Source organism: Proteus columbae (assembly GCF_002777965.1).
GTDB classification, from domain to species: Bacteria; Pseudomonadota; Gammaproteobacteria; order Enterobacterales; family Enterobacteriaceae; genus Proteus; species Proteus columbae.
Genome location: NZ_NGVR01000021.1, coordinates 186043 through 207396, shown reverse-complemented (window position 1 = coordinate 207396; position 21354 = coordinate 186043). Strand labels below are relative to the sequence as shown.

The window sequence follows — 21354 nt, the reverse complement described above, 5'->3', positions numbered from 1 at the left end:
AGATACGTTCTATTAAATAAAAAACCCGCCTACAGCGGGTTTTTTCACTTCTATTTTAAGTCAATCGACTACTCATCTAATAACGTTACATGCCCAATATAAGGCAGGTGGCGATAACGCTGTGCGTAATCAATGCCGTAACCGATAACAAATTTATCTTCAATGGAGTAACCAATCCACTCAACAGGTACATCAACTTCACGACGAGATGGTTTATCCAATAAAGTACAGATAGAAATAGAAGCTGGCTCACGTAAGCTTAAAATCTCTTTAACGCGATTTAAGGTGTTACCTGAGTCAATAATATCTTCAACAATCAGAACATCTTTACCACGAATATCTTCATCGAGATCTTTAATGATTTTAACGTCACGCGTTGACGTCATACCATTACCGTAACTTGATACGGTCATAAAATCGACTTCATGGTTCACCTCAATTTCACGGCATAAATCTGCCATAAAAATAAAAGAACCTTTTAACAAGCCGATTAAGACAAGATCATGTTGACCTTGACGTGGGCGGTAATGTTCTGTGATTTCACGACCTAGCTCAGCAATACGCTGTTTGATCTCTTCTTCAGAGATCATGACATCAACAATATGTTTCATGATTAATTTCGATTGGGTTAACGGGGAAAGCAAACGATTGTACCAGAACTTCCTCCATCATGCGATGATCTGATTTAATGAAAACAAAGGCACAAAATATCAATTTTATGCCCTTTATTAATTTATCTTACTGATATTGATGGTTTTTACAGTGATTGATTATTTACTAACAGTAAAACCCGCCATCATTCCGGTATCTTCATGTTCTAATAAATGGCAGTGAGCCATAAACGGATGTGCTTTTGTCGCTAAATGATCGAATTTCACTAGAATTTCGCTAAATTGACCTTCAACTTTCACAATATCTTTCCAACCTTGGCGATGCTTCTCTGGCGCTCTACCATTTTCAGATAAAATACGGAATTGAGTACCATGAACATGGAATGGATGTAACATCATGTCACCACGACCAGAAACAACCCAACGCTCATAAATGCCTTGTTTCACATCAAATGCGGGTTCAGTCATTGAGAATGGAATACCATTGATACTATTAGCATTATAGATATCAAGATCCCCATTACCATGACCACAATTCATTCCGCCGCCCATCATGCCACTGCCGTTACCTTGGCGCATATGACTCATTCCATGATGAATACCTGCTAATGCTTTATCACCGTAACGCTCTGTTAATAGCATCATGCCTTGCATATCTAAACGCATATCCATACGTAAATGTAATGTACGCGTTGAAAGGTTACTTAATGTTGGTAATGCAGGAATAAGCGCCAATTGCTCAGGTAAAAGACCTTGCCCTTTTTCTGCTGATGGTAACAAGCGCAATACAGGCAGCACATTATCAAATGGCGCTAAAACCATTCCCATTTGGCGAACGGGTAAAGTGATAATATCAAAATCACGTCCATCAGAGGTATCCACTAAAACTTCAAAGCGCTCACCCATTAAAATCGGCAATTCAGTCACTTTAACTGGCTCTGCAAGTAATCCACCATCACTGGCAATCACGTACATTGGTCTGCCATCACTTGTGGCAAGGTTTAAGCTACGCGCATTACAGCCATTTAAGAAACGTAATCTTACCCAACCTTTGGGTACAATATGTTGTGGCTGAATGGCGCCATTGGTTAACATCATATCGCCAAACCAACCAATTGCTGCACTCATTACATCGAGTTGATAATCAATTTGTCCATCACTATCTAGACGTTTATCTTGTAAAATAACAGGTAAATCATCAACTCCCCAACGATTAGGCAATTTACGGCTTGCGGTTTCATCGTCTTCAATAATGACTAATCCACCTAATCCCATTGCGACTTGTTGTCCAGTAACACCATGAGTATGAGGATGGAACCAACACGTTGATTCAGCTTGATTTGGTGTAAAAGTAACAGTACGAGATTTTCCCGGCTCAATCATTGCTTGTGGTCCGCCGTCTTCTTCACCGCTAATTTCAAGCCCATGCCAGTGAACCGTTGTCGTTTCTGGAAGTTGATTATTGATATTGATAGTGACAGGTTGACCACGTTTTAATTTCAATGCAGGCCCTAACAAACTACCGTTATAGCCCCAAGTTGTTGTACTTGCCGTCGGAATAAATTGAGAAACACCTTGTTGAATATTAAGAACAATCTTTTGTTGAGCATCAGGGGTAATTTGAGGTGGAATAGCCAATGAAGGCGTGCTACTTTGAGCAAACGCAAAACGACTCCAGCTCGGTAATAATGTGACAGCACTTAATGTGGCGCCTAATTTTAAAAATTCGCGACGTTGCATAATATATTCCTTTGAATAAAAACAAATTATTTTGTATTTATCGAAATAAAATGAATAAAGAAGTTTTGTAAACTATTACCAATGCTAAAGTTTCCCCTTACTGGAAGGTCAATTTAAAACCCAACAAAACAGAGGGTCTTTGCAAAACTTTTAACTACATTAAGCCAAATAACAAAACTTGCTAAATCATCACACAAAGGAACAGCACGCCTAATGAAAAAAATGTTCGCCTTGTTCTGCACACTAACGTTTTCTTTTACTATGCTCTTTTCTTCGAGTACAAAAGCGTTAACTTACACACAAGCAGAAGACTTGGCAGATTTAACCGCTATCTACCTTTTTTTAAATAAAGATTGTGGTTATGAGCAGATATCGAAACCCAAAATTGAAAGAGCCTTAATGGTATTTTCTCGCTCACAACAATGGGATGTTAGTAATTACTCAACGTTGCCAATGGGTCAATTGAATGAAGATAGTTACAATGATTTAAAAGGTATTGAAGTATCACACAATAAGAAATGCCAATTGTTAGCTAATAAATCACTCAGTTTATTAAACTATTAATACCTCTATTAAGTTGCAATTGGCTTGATAGAAAAAGATAACCTCTTGAAGTAGCATGCTTATGTTTCAATATAAAGCAACTAAATAGAGGTTATCAAAAAACAAAATTAGCCCTTCTATATTTTATTCTTCTTTATTCTGATTATTTTTCTTCTGTCTATATTCGTTCCAATACAAAGCAACTGATGGAATACTTTGAATAATCAACATCCTAAAAATATGATTCGACATCACAAAGGCAGCATCTACATTCATGGTTATCGCCGCAAATGTCATCGCTTCCATACTTCCCGGCGCCCATGCTAGTACTAATGTTGCCCAAGGCACTCCCGTTAAATAAGCTGCACCATACGCCACAATAACGGTTAAAATCACATTAATAATCACAACTTGCACAGAAGAAAACGCATTTTTAATCAGTGATGAAAGCGGAAAAACAACAAAGTGAGCCCCTATATTCATACCAATTAAAACCATACTAAATTCATTTAGTAGCATTGGAAAAACAATAGGTTCACTGACAAAAGATTGAACAAGTATCGCACTTCCTAATGAAGTCAGCATAAAAGGTGCTGGGAATCGGATTTTTTGCAATAAAAGCCCTGAGCCTAGCCCTAAAGCAACAATTAATAATAACCACAACAGCGAAATTATCGTCATTTCAGGTATTACAAATTCTGGCATATTGGCTTTATCGGCTCCTACAATAAAACCTGCCATAATAATCAGCACCATTAAACGAATGGTATGAGAAATAACAATCTTTTGTGGGGGGGTTTTAGTGTGATCTGTAAGAGCCAAAATAGCTGCCATCGCACCGGGAACCGCTCCTAACATTGATTCTTCTTTGGTCCAACCAATATGACGATGAAACCAAAAATAGCTCACAAAAAACTGAATGGCTAAACAAACAACAAGGGTGAGTAATAAAATGAGTAAGTTATCAGCACTCCCTAAATGAACTTGGTTAAACATTAAACCAACCGAAGTGCCTAAAGTTAGCTGAATAAACGTCAATGTATGTTTAGGAACCGCGAGTTCCCATTTAAAACGATAAGCAATAATGACAATAAGGATCGGCCCAAACATCAGCGCCATGGGCAAACCTGAAAGGGTAAGAACACCACCTATTAATGCACAAAATAGAATACCTGGCAGAGTTTTTAAAAACGACATGTTGTGTTATCCAGCTTTTTTAATTATTGTTTCCATCCTAGCATTTGTATAAATATTTAATAACCAAATAGTGATAATGTAATTATTATTTTCCTTAATACATAGAGCTGATTATGTCGTTAAAGATCACCACAAATCCCACAGCAAATGAGATCAATGAAATTTATGAAGGTTTATTAACACATAACCTCAACTATATTCATATAGATCAATACACACCACTTGCGGTCTTTAAGGAAGAAAATGGTAAAAAGATAGGTGGAATAACGGGTGATATTTTAGGAAATTGGTTGCGCATTCGCTATTTGTGGGTAGATAAAGCCTATCGTGGGAAAAATATAGCAACAGAATTACTGCAAACTATGGAATTTACTGCAAAAGAAAAAGGTGCCAAATATGCAGAAGTCGATACCTTTAGCTTTCAAGCTCTGCCTTTTTATCAAAAGCAGGGATTTGAAATATTTGGCACGTTAGAGAACTATCCGATTAATGATAAAAAATATTATTTAAGGAAAAAACTTTAACGCTAGTCTTATTCTTTAATATCTATTTTTTTGATAACCCATTGATTTTATCAATGATATTTTTTATATCGCCTTTAATTTCCTTTTTTACCTCCTCTATTGTAGATTTTAACATTTTATTTTTTATCTTAATTTCTTCTTTATTTTTAGAATCAACTACTTTTTTTTCTTTCAACTTAAATATTTCATCTTTTATTTTCTTTATTTCTTCCAATTCTTTCTTTACTTTCTTACTACTAATAACATATTCTAAACTTCTAGCTACTTTCTTATTATCATAATCCACTCTTAAATAGGTAACTCTATTTTCATTTGCATTAAAACGAACATTTTCAATGTTTTTATTTTTATTTTCGTTGTCTTTAATCAAGAAAATATTTCCATCTTTTGATTCAATATTATTCACGGAATCATTATCAATTGAATGCACTGTTCTTAATTCACCTTCATAATTATCATCAATTACCTCCCATCTATTAGCCATATTATTTTGTTTTGAATTTTTATTATTATCTTCACTTAATGTAATTTCATTTCCGGTGATTTCTTTAGATTGTTTAACATCATTATTACTTACATTAGCATCGATACTGGCATTATTAGTTTTTATTTCTCCTCCACGTTTTGATTCTTCATTAATTACCTTTAAGTTGCTAATATTAACTTCATTTTCTTGTTGGTCATCTTTACTATATCGCGCTTTTGATTTCTCTAACCTTCCTTTAAGCGAATTTATTTCATCCGATAATTCTTTTGATTTTTTAGTGATTTCAATGTATTTATCATCCAGCTTATTTTTAGATAGATTGTTAACTTTAGAATCAATAAATATATTTTCTTTATTAAGATACTTATTTTTTAACTCTTGAACCTTACTTAACTCTGAATTAGTTACAATTCTACTTTCAGTATTATACGATAAGCTTTTAAATTTATTAAGAATATAAAAAATATCACCACCTATATTATTTATATTATTTTCCAAAGATGAAAACAATTCATCCACATTTAATTCACTAACATTATTTTCATGTAACTGCGATGCAATATTGATCAACCTATTATCTCTATTATCTCTATTATCTCTATTATCTCTATTATCTCTATTATCTCTATTATCTAAATAATCATTTTTATTGGGATCATTTTCTAACTCACTTTCGCTTCTAGATGCATTATTATTTAACGGAGTTACATCATCATCTAAAAGCATATCTCTCATCTTTGAAAGATACAGTTCAAATTCATTCATTAACTCTTTTATATTATTTTCTATTGGTACTTTAGTCATTTCACCAATTGAGTTACTTATATTTAAATCCAAATTTTCTTCTAATTTTATTAAAAATTTTTTCATTTCATCATAAGGCGCATTTTTTTCTAACTCAGTATAGTTGCGCTCTAGTGAACTTTTTATAGAAACTAAGCCATTACGAATAAACGCTATTATTTTTCTTATTTCACTTGCATTTTTATCAAACTCAATATTTATTTCTTGATTATTACTAGATAAAATTTCTTTTATTTCTCTATCGATTAAGTCCATTTCATTATATTTTTTTATAAGCTTTTCCATAGAAGAAAAAACATTTAAAGTTTTATTTAACAGTTCAATATTTTCTTCTTTTCTTTCCATTCCCTCTTTACTTTCTAACTCGAAAAGATTTATTCTTGGTTCCTTCACTACTTTTTTTCCTGAACTTATTTTTATTTTCTTAAATATTTCATCAACTTCTTTCTCTGCATTTTCTTTTATTTTATTAAATATTTCATTAGCTTCTTCCTCTGCATTTTCTCTTGCTAATCTCTTTATTTCCTCTTCTATTTTCTCTTCTGCTTTCTCTTCTATTTCATCAACAATCACCACCTCTTTTTCTCTTATATCTTCTTCTTTATATTCTATATTATCCTTTATTCTCTCTATTTCCTCTATTAAATCATCATCATTATCATCTAATAGTAATTTTAACTCTATGATTTTTTCCTCTAATTTTACCTTATCAAATATCTCCATTTTTTCTTCTTTTATTTCTGTTGCTTTCTCTTTTTCTTCTTCTGCTATTTCTTCTGTAATTATGCTAAAATCCTTATTAATATATTTATTACTCCATTCCGTTATTAAATTATTAAAAGATATTTTATCACTCTTATTTTTATCAAGTGATATTTTTAAAATTTCTTTTAATTTATCTCTAACCCTACCCAAAACATCCGCGTCAATATCAAACAAAACATCAGAATAACGTATTGCAAGCACAATTAAATTGATAACTTTTATAAATTCTTCTCTTTTTTTTACACTTGAGAAATCATTCATAAAAAAACGTCCTTTATGAAGAAAAACATTTTCAAATCTAAACTTTAAATTACACAATTTAATAATATTATATAAATCATTAGCATTCATTGAGTTTATTCTATGTGAAATAATACTACTCAAAGTTTCATTAATTAAATTATTATCATAACATTTAGAATTAACATTCTCTGATGTTGAAAAAAAATTTTTTACTCTTTCAACTTCTACTAAATAATCACAAAAGCTATAAAAATCAAATTTATCATTTGAATGCGATATTATTTCTTTTAGATAATCATATTTATAAACTTCATTTGATTTACTATTTATTACTGATTCACTTATCTTATTTCGATGCTCACTTACATCTATAACATTAATTAAATTATTGTTTTTTATATCTCTTATAAGAAATTTTATTTCTATCTTATTAAAGATATAAGTGATCGCATTAATAACCCGCTTATAAAAGGAAGGGGATGCCGATATGTTTTTTATATCGTCTATTTTTTTTATGAAAGTATAATTTTCTTTTATGGGATACTGGTGAGTTTTATTTAAAAATGAAACATTAGGGTTAAAATAATTTACTTTCATATTCATAATAAACATCCTATTTACATTTAAAATACTATAAAAAATAAAAATAACTTATTGATATATTAAATATGCTCAAAATAATTAGCAAAATATTTCCTAAGCACTTCATCTTTATATTTTACAAAATCACCATCTTTTAATCCCAATCGATTAAAAATATCTTTTAATTTTGTTTTTGCCATTGTTTCTTGTGTTTTATCATAACCATTTCCACCATTTACCCTCATTCCATTATTATCATAACTTATTAAATACTCTTTATTTTCTTTGCTTAATTCGCTTTCTTCGTTTTCTTCGCTTAATTCACTAACTTCATTTTCAAATGTTTCATAACTAATTAATAATATGACAGCATCCTGTGCCCACTTATAATTAATATTATTACTTGAGTTTTTAAATAATCGAGTGAGTAAATCCTTTCCATTGTCATTTGGTTTTATATTTTCATAAAAAGACTTACTAAGTAAATTTATTATTTTCTCTGTTGGCTTACCTAAATTTTTATGGATATGTTCACTTACTGTTTTGATTAAGTCATCTACTTTTGCAATAGAATCTTTATCGCCAATAAATATTTCATTTTTTGAAATCTTATTAAATAATTCTTTTGTTAATTTATCAGATATACCTTCCTTTATATGTTCATATACACCATAAAAATCTTTACCCATTGCTATCTTATTTTTTTCATTCAAAACAGAATCAACTATTTTATCAATAGTTTCATCAAATTTTATATTACTATTTTTACTATTAACCTTTTCTTTTAATAAATTCTTTAATTCTTTAATCGTATTAGAAGAAAACAAATTATCCATCTCTGGATCAGTAATATCATTTAATTTATTTACTATTTTCACGTGTAAATCAGAATAATTCTCTTCAAATTTATTTTTAGCCAAATCCGATTTAAATTCATTACTTAATATTTTCATATCATTAACAAGCTTGCATTCCAAAGCCTTTTCTAAAGTATGATATTTAATCGTTACATCTATATTTTTATTGTTAAATAATTTCTTATCTATTACTTTACTAATATTATCAGTAAATGTTTTATTTAGTTGGTTTAGTTTATTAGAGAAATTACTAAAAGCTTCATTATTTGATACACTATCAAACCTAAATGTTTTTAATGATCTATTTATATTAGGATTTTTAAAATCGATACTTACAGGTAACAATGTTCTATTTATAAATTTAAATGGTGAAAAAAATATTTTAATTAAATTTTTAAAACTTCTTTTCTTTTCTCTTTTAAAATAAAGATTTTGATTTACATTTAATTTTTTTCTCCCGGAATTAGTAATCCAATCAGGAAGTTTATTTTCTTTTTTTTCAATAACTTGTTTATCTATACTTTCAGTGTTTTCATTATTACTCTTTTCTGTCGTAATAGATTGCTTTTCTATACTTTCAGTATTTTCATGATTACTCTCTTCTGTCGTAATAGATTGCTTTTCTATACTTTCAGTATTTTTATAACTATTATCTGTTTCAATAAAATCTTTATGACTACGTAAATGATCATTTTCATCAAATAAATCATTCATCATATTTTCAAGATTGTTATTAATAATATCATCAATTTCTTGATTAAATTTATCATCTGAAATAGTCTTATTTTTATTCTCATTGTAGCTATCTGACTTATTATTTAAAACAGGATAACTATCGCTATTATTTTTTAATTTATTTTGATATCCTTCTATATACTTAGATATATTACTACCTGATGCAGTTTTTTTATTCTCACCTACTCTAAAATTCAAATTAGTATTAATAATACTTTCCAAATCATTGATATATGAAAGCGTTTTCTTATACTCAACTTCAATCTTATTTTCTATATTATTTACATATGTAGTTACCGCTAAATTTACTTCGTTAATGCCCATTTTCAATACCTTCGTTAAAAATCATTTTAGATAGTCTATTCCTCTTATTTTTTTTAAGTTTATAAAAATCGCACAATAGTAATTAATTAGCTCTTTTCAATAAAAGAACCATATATAATTTAAAATCCAAAATAGAAATAAAAAAAGATATCAACAAGTGATATCTTTTTTTTAGTTTAAATATTTTCTCTGGTATTTAACAATAAATGGCGAGTTACTTTATTCTTTTAGATCGTTATAAACCGTTGCCCTTGAAACACCAAGATATTGTGCAGTGATCTCCATCGCTTTACGCAGTGAAAGGTAACCTTCATCTTGTAGACAAAGTAATAATTCACGACGCTGATGCGGTTTCAGTGCTCTTGGCGTTACCGAATAAGTTGCAGAAAATTCATCAATACGCTTTTTCAATGAATCTTCGGTTACAGAACTAAAGGTTTCAATGATGTCGTTACCTTCTTCAAGGGTAGCAAATTGATTAAGCACCATTTGCAAACCTTTAATCATTGAAATATCAATATTTAAACATAAAGCAGCAACATAATTGCCTTGCTTATCTTTAATACCAATAGACGTGCTTTTTGCCGTTCTGCCATCAGGAAACTGGTTAGGATAATTAGCCACGATTTGAGGGAAATCAGACGATTCAATGCGTGCCATCCCCAGCTCAGTTGCTCTATCTCCAACTTTTCTACCTGATAGATTATTTTCAATGACCATAATGGTATTTTCACTATCGGTTAGATCATGAAGTACAACTTCACAAAAAGGCGATAATGTTTTACCAATGCCTTGTGCAATAAATTGTAGTTGTTCTACCAGCCACTCTTGGTCTTCTGTTTTATGTGACATAACGATCCCTGCAATAGCTAAAACGTAAATGATTTATACAATTTTAACTGATTTATTCAAATAATTAATCGTTATCTGCAGGATAATCAGATTTAGCCTGATTTAAAATAGCTTTTGCCATCCATTGGGTCATATCAATGACCTGCTGATCATCCATTTTCCAGATATCTTTCATTACCAAAAAGACTTCAGACCCGTAAATCAAAGAGAATGATTTTATCACTTTATCCCACATTTCTTGAGGATAGTGTGCTTTTAAAGGCTCAATAACTTTGAGTAAAATTTCTTTACGGTGACCGCGAATAAATCGTTTTTCTGCATATTCACTTGATTGTCTCTCTTTTGCCCATTGCTGTAATGAGACTTGTAAGGCACCTCGCAATGCACCTTCATGTTTAAACATTTGTGGATAGGCAAGATTGAGCAATTCAGTAATACGCTGTTGCGTATTATCTTCAGGAGTGGGCTTCCATGCAATGATCGGCGCTAAACTTGCGTCAACTGTGGCACTAATTAGATCACTTTGTGTGGGAAAATAACGATATGCAGTTGCTCTCGAGACTCCTGCATGTGCTGCTAATTCCGACACTGTTGGTAACATTCCTTGCTCAAAAAGTCTCAATGCCGTTGTCACCAATAATTGATGGGTTCTTTTTCGTGTACCGGACATAACATCCGTTTCGTCATTGTTACTCATAGAAAATCCTTCGTTATTTCAACACGTTAAAGTATCTAATTTATTTTAAGTCAAATACTCACAACACTTAACGTTTACTTTAGGTGATTAATGGCACCTTATCGACCTTTAGAATATAAAAATAAAAATAATGAGACAAGAGTCTCAAAACGATGCTATGATAAATGAAACTCGAGTCTCATTATGGTTATAATCTATTCGTCAATAATCATAAAAGGTAAGGGAAGGCTTATGAAACAGTATTCTGGTTCTATTTATATTGCCACAACGCTTGATACTAAAAGTGCTGAGATTTTTTATGTCAGTGATTTAATTAAAAAAGCAGGCCTTCCTGTTAAAACCGTTGACTTGACAACCAAACCCACGGCATTAGCAAGAGATGCAGATGTTACCGCAACAGAAGTTGCACGCTTTCACCCAAATGGTAAAGAAGCTGTGTTTTGTGGCGATAGAGGGAAAGCAATAGAAGCGATGTCAATCGCATTTGAACATTATTTAACTCACCAAGATGATGTCTTAGCCATTCTTGGGCTAGGCGGATCAGGGGGAACGGCACTGATTACACCAGCAATGCAATCTCTGCCAATTGGTGTACCTAAATTGATGGTATCAACGATGGCGTCTGGCGATATTTCAGGCTATATCGGTGCAAGTGATATTTCAATGATGTACTCCGTTACAGATGTATCCGGCTTAAATCGCATTTCTCGTAAAGTTCTAAGAAATGCGGCGAACCAAATAGCTGGTGCTGTTTATTTTTACCAAGAAGAACAAGTTGTTGATAAACCAGCTGTCGCATTAACGATGTTTGGTGTCACTACGCCTTGTGTACAGCAACTGACACAAAAACTTGAAAATAATTATGACTGCCTTGTTTTTCATGCAACAGGAAGTGGCGGTAAAGCCATGGAAAAACTAGCAGACAGTCACTTACTTCATAGCGTGCTCGATCTTACAACAACAGAAGTGTGTGATTACTTGTTTGACGGTGTACTTGCTTGTGATGAAGACCGTTTTGGTGCAATCGCCCGTACCAAAATTCCTTATATAGGTTCTTGTGGTGCATTAGATATGGTGAACTTTGGTCGCCCATCGAGTGTTCCTGAGAAATATAAAGGGCGTCAATTTTATCATCACAATGCACAAGTCACCTTAATGCGCACAACACCAGAGGAAAACCGTCAATTAGGTATCTGGATCGCTGAGAAACTCAATCAGTGTGAAGGTCCATTGCGGTTTGTATTACCACAGGGCGGTTTTTCAGCTCTGGATATTGAAGGAGCCCCTTTCAGGGATCCTCAAGCGAACCAAGCTTTTTTTGATGCATTTATAACAACATTTAAAGAGACAGAGACTCGTCAGTTAGTCATCAGTCCTTATCACATAAACTCTGCTGAATTTACTCAGCAAATTTATGATTTACACCAGGAACTTATTTGTTAACCACGGAGAAAGAAGAATGACTCATTCACGTGAAACGTTACTAAAAAAATTCAATGAAATGATTGCACGCCATGAGCCAATTATTGGCGGTGGTGCAGGTACAGGGCTTTCAGCTAAGTGTGAAGAAGCTGGTGGTATTGACCTTATCGTTATTTATAACTCTGGTCGTTATCGTATGGCTGGCCGTGGCTCTTTAGCGGGTTTATTAGCTTATGGTAATGCTAATGAAATCGTTATGGATATGGCGAAAGAAGTATTACCTGTTGTTAAACATACACCTGTACTTGCTGGCGTTAATGGTACAGACCCTTTCTGTAATTTTGATAAATTCTTAGATGAAGTTAAAGCAACAGGCTTTGCTGGCGTACAAAATTTCCCAACAGTAGGTCTGATTGATGGTAATTTCCGCGCTAATTTAGAAGAAACAGGTATGGGTTATGGTCTTGAAGTGGATATGATCCGCAAGGCTCATGAGAAAGGTTTATTAACCACACCTTATGTCTTTAGTCGCGAAGATGCGATTGCAATGGCTGAAGCTGGCGCAGATATTATTGTGCCTCATATGGGGTTAACAACTGGCGGTAATATTGGTGCTGAAACAGCATTAACTTTAGCGGACTGTGTGCCTTTAATTAATGACTGGGCAAAAGCGGCAAAAGCGGTACGTTCTGATGTCATTGTGCTTTGTCATGGTGGCCCAATTGCAACGCCAGAAGATGCACAATATATCTTAGATAATTGCCCTGATTGCCACGGCTTCTATGGTGCAAGTTCAATGGAACGCTTACCAACAGAAGTGGCATTAACCGCAACGACCAAAGAATTTAAAAGTATTAAACGCTAATTCAAAATCATCAAGTTTGCCTAAGCGTTAACCCATATTGCCCACATTATGTGGGCAATATTTTATGCAGTTACTCTTAATCGAATTAGACGAGTTTTGCGATTAAAGTATTTAAATCTCCTGCTAAGAAATCAACAGGTGGAATTTCAATAACCGTATAAGCACCTGCACGTTGTTTCATACTTGCTCTTGCAGCAGACACCATAAATTGAGATGTCAATGCAGGGTTATTAATACGCATTGAATATTCAAATAATTGATTATGTGTTTTACCTGATACCCCTTTATGGGTCATATGAACACCATGTCCCACATCTTTTAAGCTATCAACACAATCAACTTGCTTAATATGAGTTTCATCAGAAGAGAAATAACTATCTGCTTTAATGGCTTGCTCTACTTGATTAAAATTTGCTCCAGCTTCTAATTCCACGTAAACCATACGACGATGGACACCAGTCCCTAATGGAATAGTCATTGAAAGCGCATCTTTTACACCCTCAATTGCTTTAGCTGCTACGCTATGTCCCATGCTCATACCAGGACCAAAGTTCGTATAAGTGATCCCTTTTGGTGCCATGGCTAACATTAACGTACGAATAATAGAATCAGACCCCGGATCCCAACCCGCTGAAATAACAGCAACACGGTCATGTTTTTTTGCGACTTCATCTAATTCTGTTTTTAATGATACTATTTCACTGTGAACATCAAAACTATCTACTGTATTAATGCCTAAGCTTAAAATAGATTTAGCTAATTCTTTAATTGCACGAGTTGGTGAACATAAGAGAGCAACATCAACATTACCTAATGTTTTAATATCGTTAGTTACGGTAATATTTTGCAGTTCTTCTGGAACATTATTAATATCACGACGAACAACACCTATTAATTCAAAATCTTGAGCAGCTTGAACCGCTTCTAATGCAAATCGACCAATATTGCCATAACCGACAATGGCTACTTTTATTTTAGTATTCATTAATTCCCCTGACTTTAACGTTAATCATCTCTTAATGATAATAGTGATTAGTTATCAATGAATAAACCATATAAACATCTTTTTTGCCAGAGAAACATTATTTGCGCTATTCCCTAATAAATAAACCCTGTAGAATCCCCTTTCTTCCTGCACGTAATAGTAATAATGTCATAGTAATAATGTCGATTTCACTCTGTTTTTAAGAAGGTTTTCAATGCATCAGTCTGATGTAGCGGATCGCTCGCTTTTCTCTCTTAGTTGGCCAATATTTATAGATATTTTTCTACATTTAGCCACGCTTTTAATTAATACTTACATGGTAAGCCACGTTTCCACCGCTTACTTAGCAGCTATGGGCGTTGGTAACCAAGTATTTGATCTTTTCATCACTATTTTTAGTTTTATTAGTGTGGGATGCAGTGTTGTCATCGCACAATATTTAGGAGCTGGTAAAAAAGAAAAAGCTAGCCAAGCAATTCATATTTCTATCGCTTTTAACTCTTTGCTTGGTATTAGCAGCGCACTGATTATCCTGTTCTTTGGTTATAATATTCTTAATATAATGAATACGCCTGAGCATTTAGTGCAAGATGGCTATAACTACCTACATATTATTGGTATTTGCCTTATCCCTGAGGCAATTTCGATTATTCTTGCCGCTTGTCTGAGAGTTTATGGCAAGTCTAAAGCAGCGATGTATGTCACATTGATCGCCAATATTGTTACTGTTATTGGCAATATGATTGTGCTTTATGGCTTTTTTGGTTTACCACAATACGGATTAGTCGGCGTTGCTTGGTCCACTGTTGTTGGTCGTATTATTGCAGTTATTTTACTGTGTGGATTACTGTTCTACGGTTTGCGTATTAAATTCGAAGCCAAACAACTCGTCGTATGGTCTAAAAATATGTTAGGGAAAATCCTACATATCGGTTTACCTGCTGCGGGTGAAAACTTGGTTTGGATTTTACATTATATGACTGCATCTGCCTTTATTGGATTAATGGGTGAAGTCCCTCTTGCTGCACAGACCCTCTATTTCCAACTGTCATTATTTTTAATGCTTTTTGGTATTGCAATTAGTATTGGTAATGAAATATTAGTGGGTCACTTAGTTGGAGCCAAACGCTTTGATGACGCTTTCGCTAGAGGCTGGAAAAGCTTAAAAACGGGCGTAATATTTACCATCGGGGTAGTTATTGTTTATTGGTTTATGCGTGACCCTATTTTGTATTCCATTACAGAAGATCAACGCATTATTGACCAATTAATTCCTCTATTTATTTTATCCGTCTTTTTAGAACCAGGGCGTACTTTTAATATCGTGATGGTGAATGCCTTACGTGCAGCTGGCGATGCGAAGTTCCCATTAATTACAGCAATTTGTTTTATGTGGGGTGTCGCGATCCCTGTGGGGTATTATCTCGGTATTAAGATGGAAATGGGTTTAATTGGTATTTGGATTGGCTTCCTTTGTGATGAATGGCTACGTGGTTTAACTAATGCATGGCGTTGGCGCTCTCGTAAATGGCAAGCTAAGCGTTTGGATATTTAAACCATATTATAAAATCCGCTGTATTACTGAACTACTCCCAGTTCCTTACATCAGCGGATTTTATTGATACTATAATTTATATAGCATTTAATTGCTGCTACTTTTTCTTCATTTTTTACCCTGTTACATTCTGAATCCCTTCACTATATTATTAATAAGCTCTTTATCTTTTATTTTTTTCATCGTCATTTTATCTAGTCTATTATTATAGCTATCTACAATGATGTCACTTATTCTATAATTAGAGCTATCTTTATTTATAGAAAACAATCCTGAAAGGGTATACTTATTAAATTCGACCATTAATTGATCTTTCAACAAAAATTTAGTATCAATTGATTTAATAAGTAAATTGGCAATATTTTCGGCTATATCAGCTTTTATGTCTAAATCATCTATAAAATCTGAATATTCAGATTCATTATTAGGAAGCTCAATTGAATAAAACTTTTTAAAAATAGCCTCAATATTATCTTTAGAAAGAGTCACTTTGTTTACATTTTCTTTTGAGTTATAAGTTTTAAGATGTTTTTTCACTATTTTAATTAGTAAAGAACTCGAAATACTTCCCTTTTCATTATCTTTCATTATTAAGTTATATAATGTTTCCTTTTGTATTTCCTTTAATAAATTATCTTTAAACTCTTTTTTATAAGAATTAACAAAAATATAATTATTATTGATAAACTTACAAACCTTATCTATTATAAATAACTTTTCATTTACCTCACTAATGTTGCTATCTTCAATTAAAGATTTATTAAATTTAGCTAGTAGATCTTCAAGAAAACAGAAAGGTCCATCATCTTTAATTAATAACTCACCATTTTCAATCAATAAATTCTCATTTCTCATTAATAATTCATGGCTTTCTGGGAATAAATCATCATCGCCAGTTACTTCAATAGTTAAATTATTCTTCTTTAAACTTAAAACATTATCTAATTTATTAAGATATTTATTATTTTCTTTATTTATATCTTTATCTAAAAATAAAACAACCTCTCCATTATCATTTTCCTTTAAAGATATAATCAACTCTGGAACTCTTAATGTAATATTTTTAATATTACTCATAAAGTCAGAATTATTATACTCTCTAATTAACTTGAAATATTCTAACTCATCTATCATATCTTCAACAATGACAGATGGTACTATCTTTTTATTTAACTTACTTTCAAATTCAATTTTTAATCTATTATCCTCAGAACTGATTTTATACATAGATAATAGAGCAGCATTTTTTTCTTCATTATAGCGAATATATTGCCCCTCCTCATTTCTGACAAATACAAAAGGAAGCATACTATTATTGCGCATTTCAATAGAAAGATTATTATTATTGAACTTAATTAACTTAATATCATTAATTTTTCTATTTGAAAGAAGCTCCTTCATTTTTTTTCGTTGTTCTTCTATTTTTATTTTCTCTTCAAATAGATAATCATATTTTTCTAAAATACATTCTTCATCACAAAGAGAAATAACTTCCCTTGCATGATGCCTAACGTTTTCACTTTGAGAGATTTTGATAATGTCATGAATATCCATATAATCTGATTCTAATTCATCAACCGAATCCTTAATGCCAACAAAATAAGCAGATGAATTTTCTACTGATAATACCGAGTCTCGATTAATATAGAAAGCACTATCTGATAGATGATTTGATAAAGTTGAAGACATTCCTTGTGGTATTATGTTTATATTTTTAAGACACATTATTATCATCCTATTAGTTCAACACAGATGATATTATATATTTTGATTTTTCTCCATCTATCATTTATCCACCATCTATATAAATGATTTTTACAAAAAATATATAAAACTAATTTTCGTAAAAAATAATATCGACAGTATTATTAATACTATCTTGTAAAAAATATTTATAACTATCAATATTTCCAATATTAGATTTTATCTTATCATCCGAATTTAATAGAGTATCAACTATTGAACCCATAAAATCGTCTTTAACTTTCGTTAAAGATGTTTTATCATCAGAAAATAAAATCCATTTAGAATTAAAATATAGCTCATTCTTAAATTCTGTAATTTTTTCTTTCTCTAATTTAGGTATCTCCTCCAAAGAGGAGATAATATCATTAATTACTATTTCTTTTATTTCATCACTTTTTACTTTTCTTTGTGCTCTAGATAAATATCTATCAAAAACTTCATTAATCTCTTTTTTATTTTTTATTTCTTTATTATCTAATTTTATAGCATTGCTTTCGCTCTGATTATTTTCATTTTTAATATTAGAGATGCTGTTTTTTAGTCCTAAAAAATTATTTTCTATATTAGAATTGGGTTTTATAAAACTAACAATTGTATTATAACAACTTAATATCACCCCATTTATAACATTTTTAATTTTACCGCCTTTGTTTTCAATGTTTCTTATCGCTAAAAATGTGTCTCTAACTATATTATTTATATACATACATCCCCCTAATCGTGTTAGGCGAATTAAACTGTATATCATAATCACTTTCTATCAATAAGTTATGTTTTTTTAATCATTATTAGCGAAAAATCTTCATAAAAAAGTTAATTAAATATAATTATTAAATAAAACAATACATTAAAATAAATAATGATTAATTTTATATTTTTAACATATTTAATACCGAGTCTATTTTTTATGATTAAGATCATAGAAAAACGGGACCATAAGTTAAATCAAATAACTTCACATACACAAAATACGTTTTTTTTTAATAAATAAAAAACCAAAAATAAAATATTAATTAACATTAAACTTTTCTTGTAAAAAAAATTATTTTTTCATAATTCACTACTGTTTTTTTTATGATAAAAGTAAGTGTTGGCTTTTTCTTATCAAGAAGACGACTTAGATTAAATAAAAGAAAATACAATTAAAAACACAATGGAGTCTTGTTATGAATCTCGTTGAACGATTTATTTCTTATACAAAAGTTAACACCACCACTAATAGGGAAAACGGTGCAGCTGGCATTATGCCTTCATCAGAAGGTCAGCGAGTGCTTGCACTACAATTAGTTGAAGAATTAAAAGCGTTAGGTGTTGAAGATATCAAAATTCGCGATACAGCAATTGTTACCGCAACACTGCCTTCTAACCTTGACTATGACGTTCCAACCGTCGCTTTCTTTGGTCACTTAGATACCAGTGCAGAACAAACTAATGATACGAAAGCGCAAATTCTACCTTATAAAGGTGGTGACCTTTGCTTAAATAAAGAGCTTGATATTTATTTACGTCAAAGCGAATTTCCTGAACTAGAAAACTATATTGGTGACGATATTATCGTGACCGACGGCACAAGCCTATTAGGTGCCGATGATAAAGCAGCAATCGCCTCTATTATGGATATGTTGCAGTACTTTAAACAGCATCCTGAAGTGAAACACGGTACAGTTAAAATTGGTTTTGTCCCCGATGAAGAACAAGGTTTACGTGGTGCAAAAGCCTTTGATACTAAAGAATTTGGGGCTGATTTTGCCTACACCTTAGATTGCTGTGGCATTGGTGAGTTAGTGTATGAAAACTGGAATGCGGGTGATGTTGAGATCATCTTTACAGGTGCATCAGCTCATCCAATGTCTGCCAAAGGCAAATTAAAAAATTCACTGTTAATGGCGCACAAGTTTGTTGCAATGTTACCAGGCGGTGAAGCACCTGAATATACCGAAGGACGTGAAGGTTATTATTGGGTTAAGCAATTAGCAGGTAATAGTGCGCGTACTGTATTAAAAATGGATGTGCGTGATTTCACCGAAAACGGTTATGCGCACCGTATGGCATTTTTAAAACAACTCTCAGAATATTGTGAAGGTTTATGGGGTGAAGGCTCTGTAACTTGTAAACTCGCAGACCGTTACGCCAACGTGTTTAATAGCCTGCAAGGTGATAACCGTTATCCTATCGACATTGCAGTGGCTGCTTATGAAGCGAATGGCATTACACCTCGTCCAATCCCAATGCGTGGTGGTTACGATGGTGCTGCACTCTCTCAAAATGGTCTGCCTTGCCCTAATATCTTTACTGGTGCTCATAACTTCCACTCTATTTATGAATATCTGCCAGTTAAATCACTTTATGCAGCAAGTGATGTCTTAAAATCTGTCGTTAAGATCACCGCTGAACGCTTTGCACCTGGAGCTAAAGCATGATCCAAATTCTTGCGGTCTTAATCGTCGTTGTTATTGTCGCTAGAATGATCTTGAAAGGATATAAAGCCGAGCCTGTTTTGTTAGTTGCTGGTTTAGCCTTAATGGCGCTAACAATGATGTTTGGTTGGGGAGATATTCTTCCTAAAAATGTCAAAACAACCGGTATTGGTTGGTTAGATCCTTTTGAAGTTATGCGTGATCTCTTTAGTAGTCGTGCTGCTGATCTTGGTTTAATGATCATGGCTCTGATGGGATTCGCACATTATATGGATCATATTGGCGCCAATGAGGCCGTTGTACGTGTTGCAACTCGCCCATTGAAAAATATGCGCTCACCTTATGTGTTGCTATTTTTCTCTTTTTTACTCGCGAGTATTTTGCAACTTGCTATTCCTTCAGCAACAGGATTAGCCGTTCTATTAATGGGTACGATGTTCCCGATTATGATAGGACTTGGTTTATCCCCCGCTTCCGCGGCAGGCGTAATTGCAACATCATTGGGTGTTGCTTATACCCCAACGGCAATTGATGCCATTCGTGGTGCAAAAGCAGTTGATTTAGGGGTTGTTGAATATGTGCTTTATTACCAAGGGCCTGCGGCAATTGCTACCGTATTAGCCGTGGGGATTACACATATCTTCTGGCAACGCCATTGTGATCGCAAAGCCGGATTTGTGCCTCAATTAGGCAAAATGTCTGAAGAAGCAAAGAGTGATAAAAATGTACCCAGCTTTTATGCCTTACTGCCGATGTTACCTATCATTATGGCCGTAAGTTCATCAAGCCTATTTGTTGAAGGCATTCACCTTGATGTGGTCACAATTGTATTGATTTCAATGGCGATTTGTATGCTGATTGAAACATTACGCTTACGTGATTTTAAATCAGTGTGTGCGGGCTTCCAGCATTTCTTAAAGGGTATGGGTTCTGCATTTAGTAACGTTGTGGGATTATTAGTCGTAGCGGGTGTTTTTGCTCATGGTATTAAAGTGAGTGGAGCAATAGACAGCCTGATCGTTATGGCGGAATCTGTTGGCCTACCACCATTTGCAATGGCATTGGTCTTCGCTATCGTGACATTAGCGGCCGCGATTATTATGGGTTCAGGTAATGCACCTTTCCTTGCCTTCGTTGAACTTATTCCACAAATAGCCCATAGCATGGGTGTAAACCCAATTGCGATGATTTTACCAATGCAACAAGCGTCACATATGGGACGAGGTATGTCTCCAGTAGCAGGTGTTATCATTGCCGTATCTAGTGGCGCAAAATTACAACCGTTTGATGTTGTAAAAAGGACTGCAATACCGCTTATGGTAGGTTTTGTATTCCATAGTGCTATTATTGCTATCTTCTATTATTAATAAATATACCTGAAGCAATGATTGTTGCTTCAGGTT

General features: G+C 32.8%; 17 protein-coding genes. 7 read left to right on the top strand and 10 right to left on the bottom strand.

Annotated elements, in window-relative coordinates; genetic code table 11:
• Positions 1-68: 68 nt before the first annotated feature.
• Entirely contained in the window at positions 69-611 is a 543-nt protein-coding gene (gene hpt / locus CBE70_RS10365) for a hypoxanthine phosphoribosyltransferase (RefSeq protein ID WP_099074258.1), read from the bottom strand.
• 159 nt (positions 612-770) lie between these two features.
• Positions 771-2351 (bottom strand): multicopper oxidase CueO, encoded by a 1581-nt coding sequence (cueO, locus tag CBE70_RS10360; RefSeq protein WP_100159284.1) that lies wholly within the window; start codon positions 2349-2351, stop codon positions 771-773.
• Between the two features lie 213 nt (positions 2352-2564).
• Between cueO and CBE70_RS10355 the strand changes: the two genes are divergently transcribed.
• Positions 2565-2915, top strand: a complete 351-nt coding sequence (locus tag CBE70_RS10355) for a YacC family pilotin-like protein (protein ID WP_100159283.1) — start codon at positions 2565-2567, stop codon at positions 2913-2915.
• A gap of 123 nt (positions 2916-3038) precedes the next feature.
• On the opposite strand, the gene CBE70_RS10350 is transcribed toward CBE70_RS10355, so the two are convergent.
• On the bottom strand, positions 3039-4091 hold the full coding sequence (locus tag CBE70_RS10350) for an AbrB family transcriptional regulator (protein WP_100159282.1): 1053 nt from the start codon (positions 4089-4091) through the stop codon (positions 3039-3041).
• 113 nt (positions 4092-4204) lie between these two features.
• Here CBE70_RS10350 and CBE70_RS10345 point away from each other — a divergent pair, with 113 nt between their 5' ends.
• Positions 4205-4615, top strand: coding sequence for a GNAT family N-acetyltransferase (locus tag CBE70_RS10345; protein ID WP_100159281.1), 411 nt, complete (start codon positions 4205-4207; stop codon positions 4613-4615).
• A gap of 22 nt (positions 4616-4637) precedes the next feature.
• Here the strand turns inward: CBE70_RS10345 and CBE70_RS10340 are convergent, their stop codons facing one another.
• From CBE70_RS10340 to CBE70_RS10325, 4 genes are all read right to left on the bottom strand, one after another.
• Positions 4638-7517, bottom strand: a complete 2880-nt coding sequence (locus CBE70_RS10340; RefSeq protein ID WP_100159280.1) for a hypothetical protein — start codon at positions 7515-7517, stop codon at positions 4638-4640.
• A gap of 59 nt (positions 7518-7576) precedes the next feature.
• Positions 7577-9412 (bottom strand): hypothetical protein, encoded by a 1836-nt coding sequence (locus CBE70_RS10335; RefSeq protein ID WP_100159279.1) that lies wholly within the window; start codon positions 9410-9412, stop codon positions 7577-7579.
• Positions 9413-9631: 219 nt separating this feature from the next.
• Positions 9632-10264 (bottom strand): helix-turn-helix transcriptional regulator, encoded by a 633-nt coding sequence (locus tag CBE70_RS10330; protein ID WP_006535016.1) that lies wholly within the window; start codon positions 10262-10264, stop codon positions 9632-9634.
• Between the two features lie 64 nt (positions 10265-10328).
• Complete coding sequence (locus tag CBE70_RS10325) at positions 10329-10961, bottom strand: TetR/AcrR family transcriptional regulator (RefSeq protein ID WP_023580824.1); 633 nt, start codon at positions 10959-10961, stop codon at positions 10329-10331.
• A gap of 231 nt (positions 10962-11192) precedes the next feature.
• Between CBE70_RS10325 and CBE70_RS10320 the strand changes: the two genes are divergently transcribed.
• Both CBE70_RS10320 and CBE70_RS10315 read left to right on the top strand, forming a co-directional pair.
• Positions 11193-12404 carry a Tm-1-like ATP-binding domain-containing protein gene (locus CBE70_RS10320; RefSeq protein ID WP_100159278.1) on the top strand — a complete coding sequence of 404 codons (1212 nt, stop codon included), beginning with the start codon at positions 11193-11195 and terminating at the stop codon, positions 12402-12404.
• Positions 12405-12420: 16 nt separating this feature from the next.
• Positions 12421-13248 carry a phosphoenolpyruvate hydrolase family protein gene (locus CBE70_RS10315; protein WP_088493647.1) on the top strand — a complete coding sequence of 276 codons (828 nt, stop codon included), beginning with the start codon at positions 12421-12423 and terminating at the stop codon, positions 13246-13248.
• 85 nt (positions 13249-13333) lie between these two features.
• Here the strand turns inward: CBE70_RS10315 and CBE70_RS10310 are convergent, their stop codons facing one another.
• Complete coding sequence (locus CBE70_RS10310; protein ID WP_100159277.1) at positions 13334-14233, bottom strand: diaminopimelate dehydrogenase; 900 nt, start codon at positions 14231-14233, stop codon at positions 13334-13336.
• A 214-nt stretch (positions 14234-14447) separates the two neighbouring features.
• Here CBE70_RS10310 and CBE70_RS10305 point away from each other — a divergent pair, with 214 nt between their 5' ends.
• Positions 14448-15788, top strand: a complete 1341-nt coding sequence (locus CBE70_RS10305; RefSeq protein ID WP_100159276.1) for an MATE family efflux transporter — start codon at positions 14448-14450, stop codon at positions 15786-15788.
• A gap of 123 nt (positions 15789-15911) precedes the next feature.
• Here the strand turns inward: CBE70_RS10305 and CBE70_RS10300 are convergent, their stop codons facing one another.
• Positions 15912-17513 (bottom strand): hypothetical protein, encoded by a 1602-nt coding sequence (locus tag CBE70_RS10300; protein ID WP_100159275.1) that lies wholly within the window; start codon positions 17511-17513, stop codon positions 15912-15914.
• Between the two features lie 109 nt (positions 17514-17622).
• Positions 17623-18240, bottom strand: a complete 618-nt coding sequence (locus tag CBE70_RS10295) for a hypothetical protein (protein ID WP_100159274.1) — start codon at positions 18238-18240, stop codon at positions 17623-17625.
• Positions 18241-18700: 460 nt separating this feature from the next.
• Between CBE70_RS10295 and pepT the strand changes: the two genes are divergently transcribed.
• Together pepT and dcuC are read left to right on the top strand one after the other, a co-directional pair.
• Complete coding sequence (gene pepT / locus CBE70_RS10290; RefSeq protein WP_100159273.1) at positions 18701-19954, top strand: peptidase T; 1254 nt, start codon at positions 18701-18703, stop codon at positions 19952-19954.
• Positions 19951-21318, top strand: coding sequence for a C4-dicarboxylate transporter DcuC (dcuC, locus tag CBE70_RS10285; protein WP_100159272.1), 1368 nt, complete (start codon positions 19951-19953; stop codon positions 21316-21318). Before pepT ends, dcuC begins: the two co-directional genes overlap by 4 nt.
• Positions 21319-21354 lie beyond the last annotated feature (36 nt).

Excerpts from the sequence above, each read along its gene's own strand:
- cueO (WP_100159284.1), bottom strand. The coding sequence starts at position 2,351 with ATGCAACGTCGCGAATTTTTAAAATTAGGCGCCACATTAAGTGCTGTC.
- CBE70_RS10340 (WP_100159280.1), bottom strand. The coding sequence starts at position 7,517 with ATGAATATGAAAGTAAATTATTTTAACCCTAATGTTTCATTTTTAAAT.
- CBE70_RS10300 (WP_100159275.1), bottom strand. The coding sequence starts at position 17,513 with ATGTGTCTTAAAAATATAAACATAATACCACAAGGAATGTCTTCAACT.
- CBE70_RS10305 (WP_100159276.1), top strand. The coding sequence starts at position 14,448 with ATGCATCAGTCTGATGTAGCGGATCGCTCGCTTTTCTCTCTTAGTTGG.
- CBE70_RS10355 (WP_100159283.1), top strand. The coding sequence starts at position 2,565 with ATGAAAAAAATGTTCGCCTTGTTCTGCACACTAACGTTTTCTTTTACT.
- CBE70_RS10335 (WP_100159279.1), bottom strand. The coding sequence starts at position 9,412 with ATGGGCATTAACGAAGTAAATTTAGCGGTAACTACATATGTAAATAAT.
- CBE70_RS10350 (WP_100159282.1), bottom strand. The coding sequence starts at position 4,091 with ATGTCGTTTTTAAAAACTCTGCCAGGTATTCTATTTTGTGCATTAATA.
- hpt (WP_099074258.1), bottom strand. The coding sequence starts at position 611 with ATGAAACATATTGTTGATGTCATGATCTCTGAAGAAGAGATCAAACAG.
- CBE70_RS10310 (WP_100159277.1), bottom strand. The coding sequence starts at position 14,233 with ATGAATACTAAAATAAAAGTAGCCATTGTCGGTTATGGCAATATTGGT.
- pepT (WP_100159273.1), top strand. The coding sequence starts at position 18,701 with ATGAATCTCGTTGAACGATTTATTTCTTATACAAAAGTTAACACCACC.
- CBE70_RS10295 (WP_100159274.1), bottom strand. The coding sequence starts at position 18,240 with ATGTATATAAATAATATAGTTAGAGACACATTTTTAGCGATAAGAAAC.
- dcuC (WP_100159272.1), top strand. The coding sequence starts at position 19,951 with ATGATCCAAATTCTTGCGGTCTTAATCGTCGTTGTTATTGTCGCTAGA.
- CBE70_RS10320 (WP_100159278.1), top strand. The coding sequence starts at position 11,193 with ATGAAACAGTATTCTGGTTCTATTTATATTGCCACAACGCTTGATACT.
- CBE70_RS10345 (WP_100159281.1), top strand. The coding sequence starts at position 4,205 with ATGTCGTTAAAGATCACCACAAATCCCACAGCAAATGAGATCAATGAA.
- CBE70_RS10315 (WP_088493647.1), top strand. The coding sequence starts at position 12,421 with ATGACTCATTCACGTGAAACGTTACTAAAAAAATTCAATGAAATGATT.
- CBE70_RS10330 (WP_006535016.1), bottom strand. The coding sequence starts at position 10,264 with ATGTCACATAAAACAGAAGACCAAGAGTGGCTGGTAGAACAACTACAA.
- CBE70_RS10325 (WP_023580824.1), bottom strand. The coding sequence starts at position 10,961 with ATGAGTAACAATGACGAAACGGATGTTATGTCCGGTACACGAAAAAGA.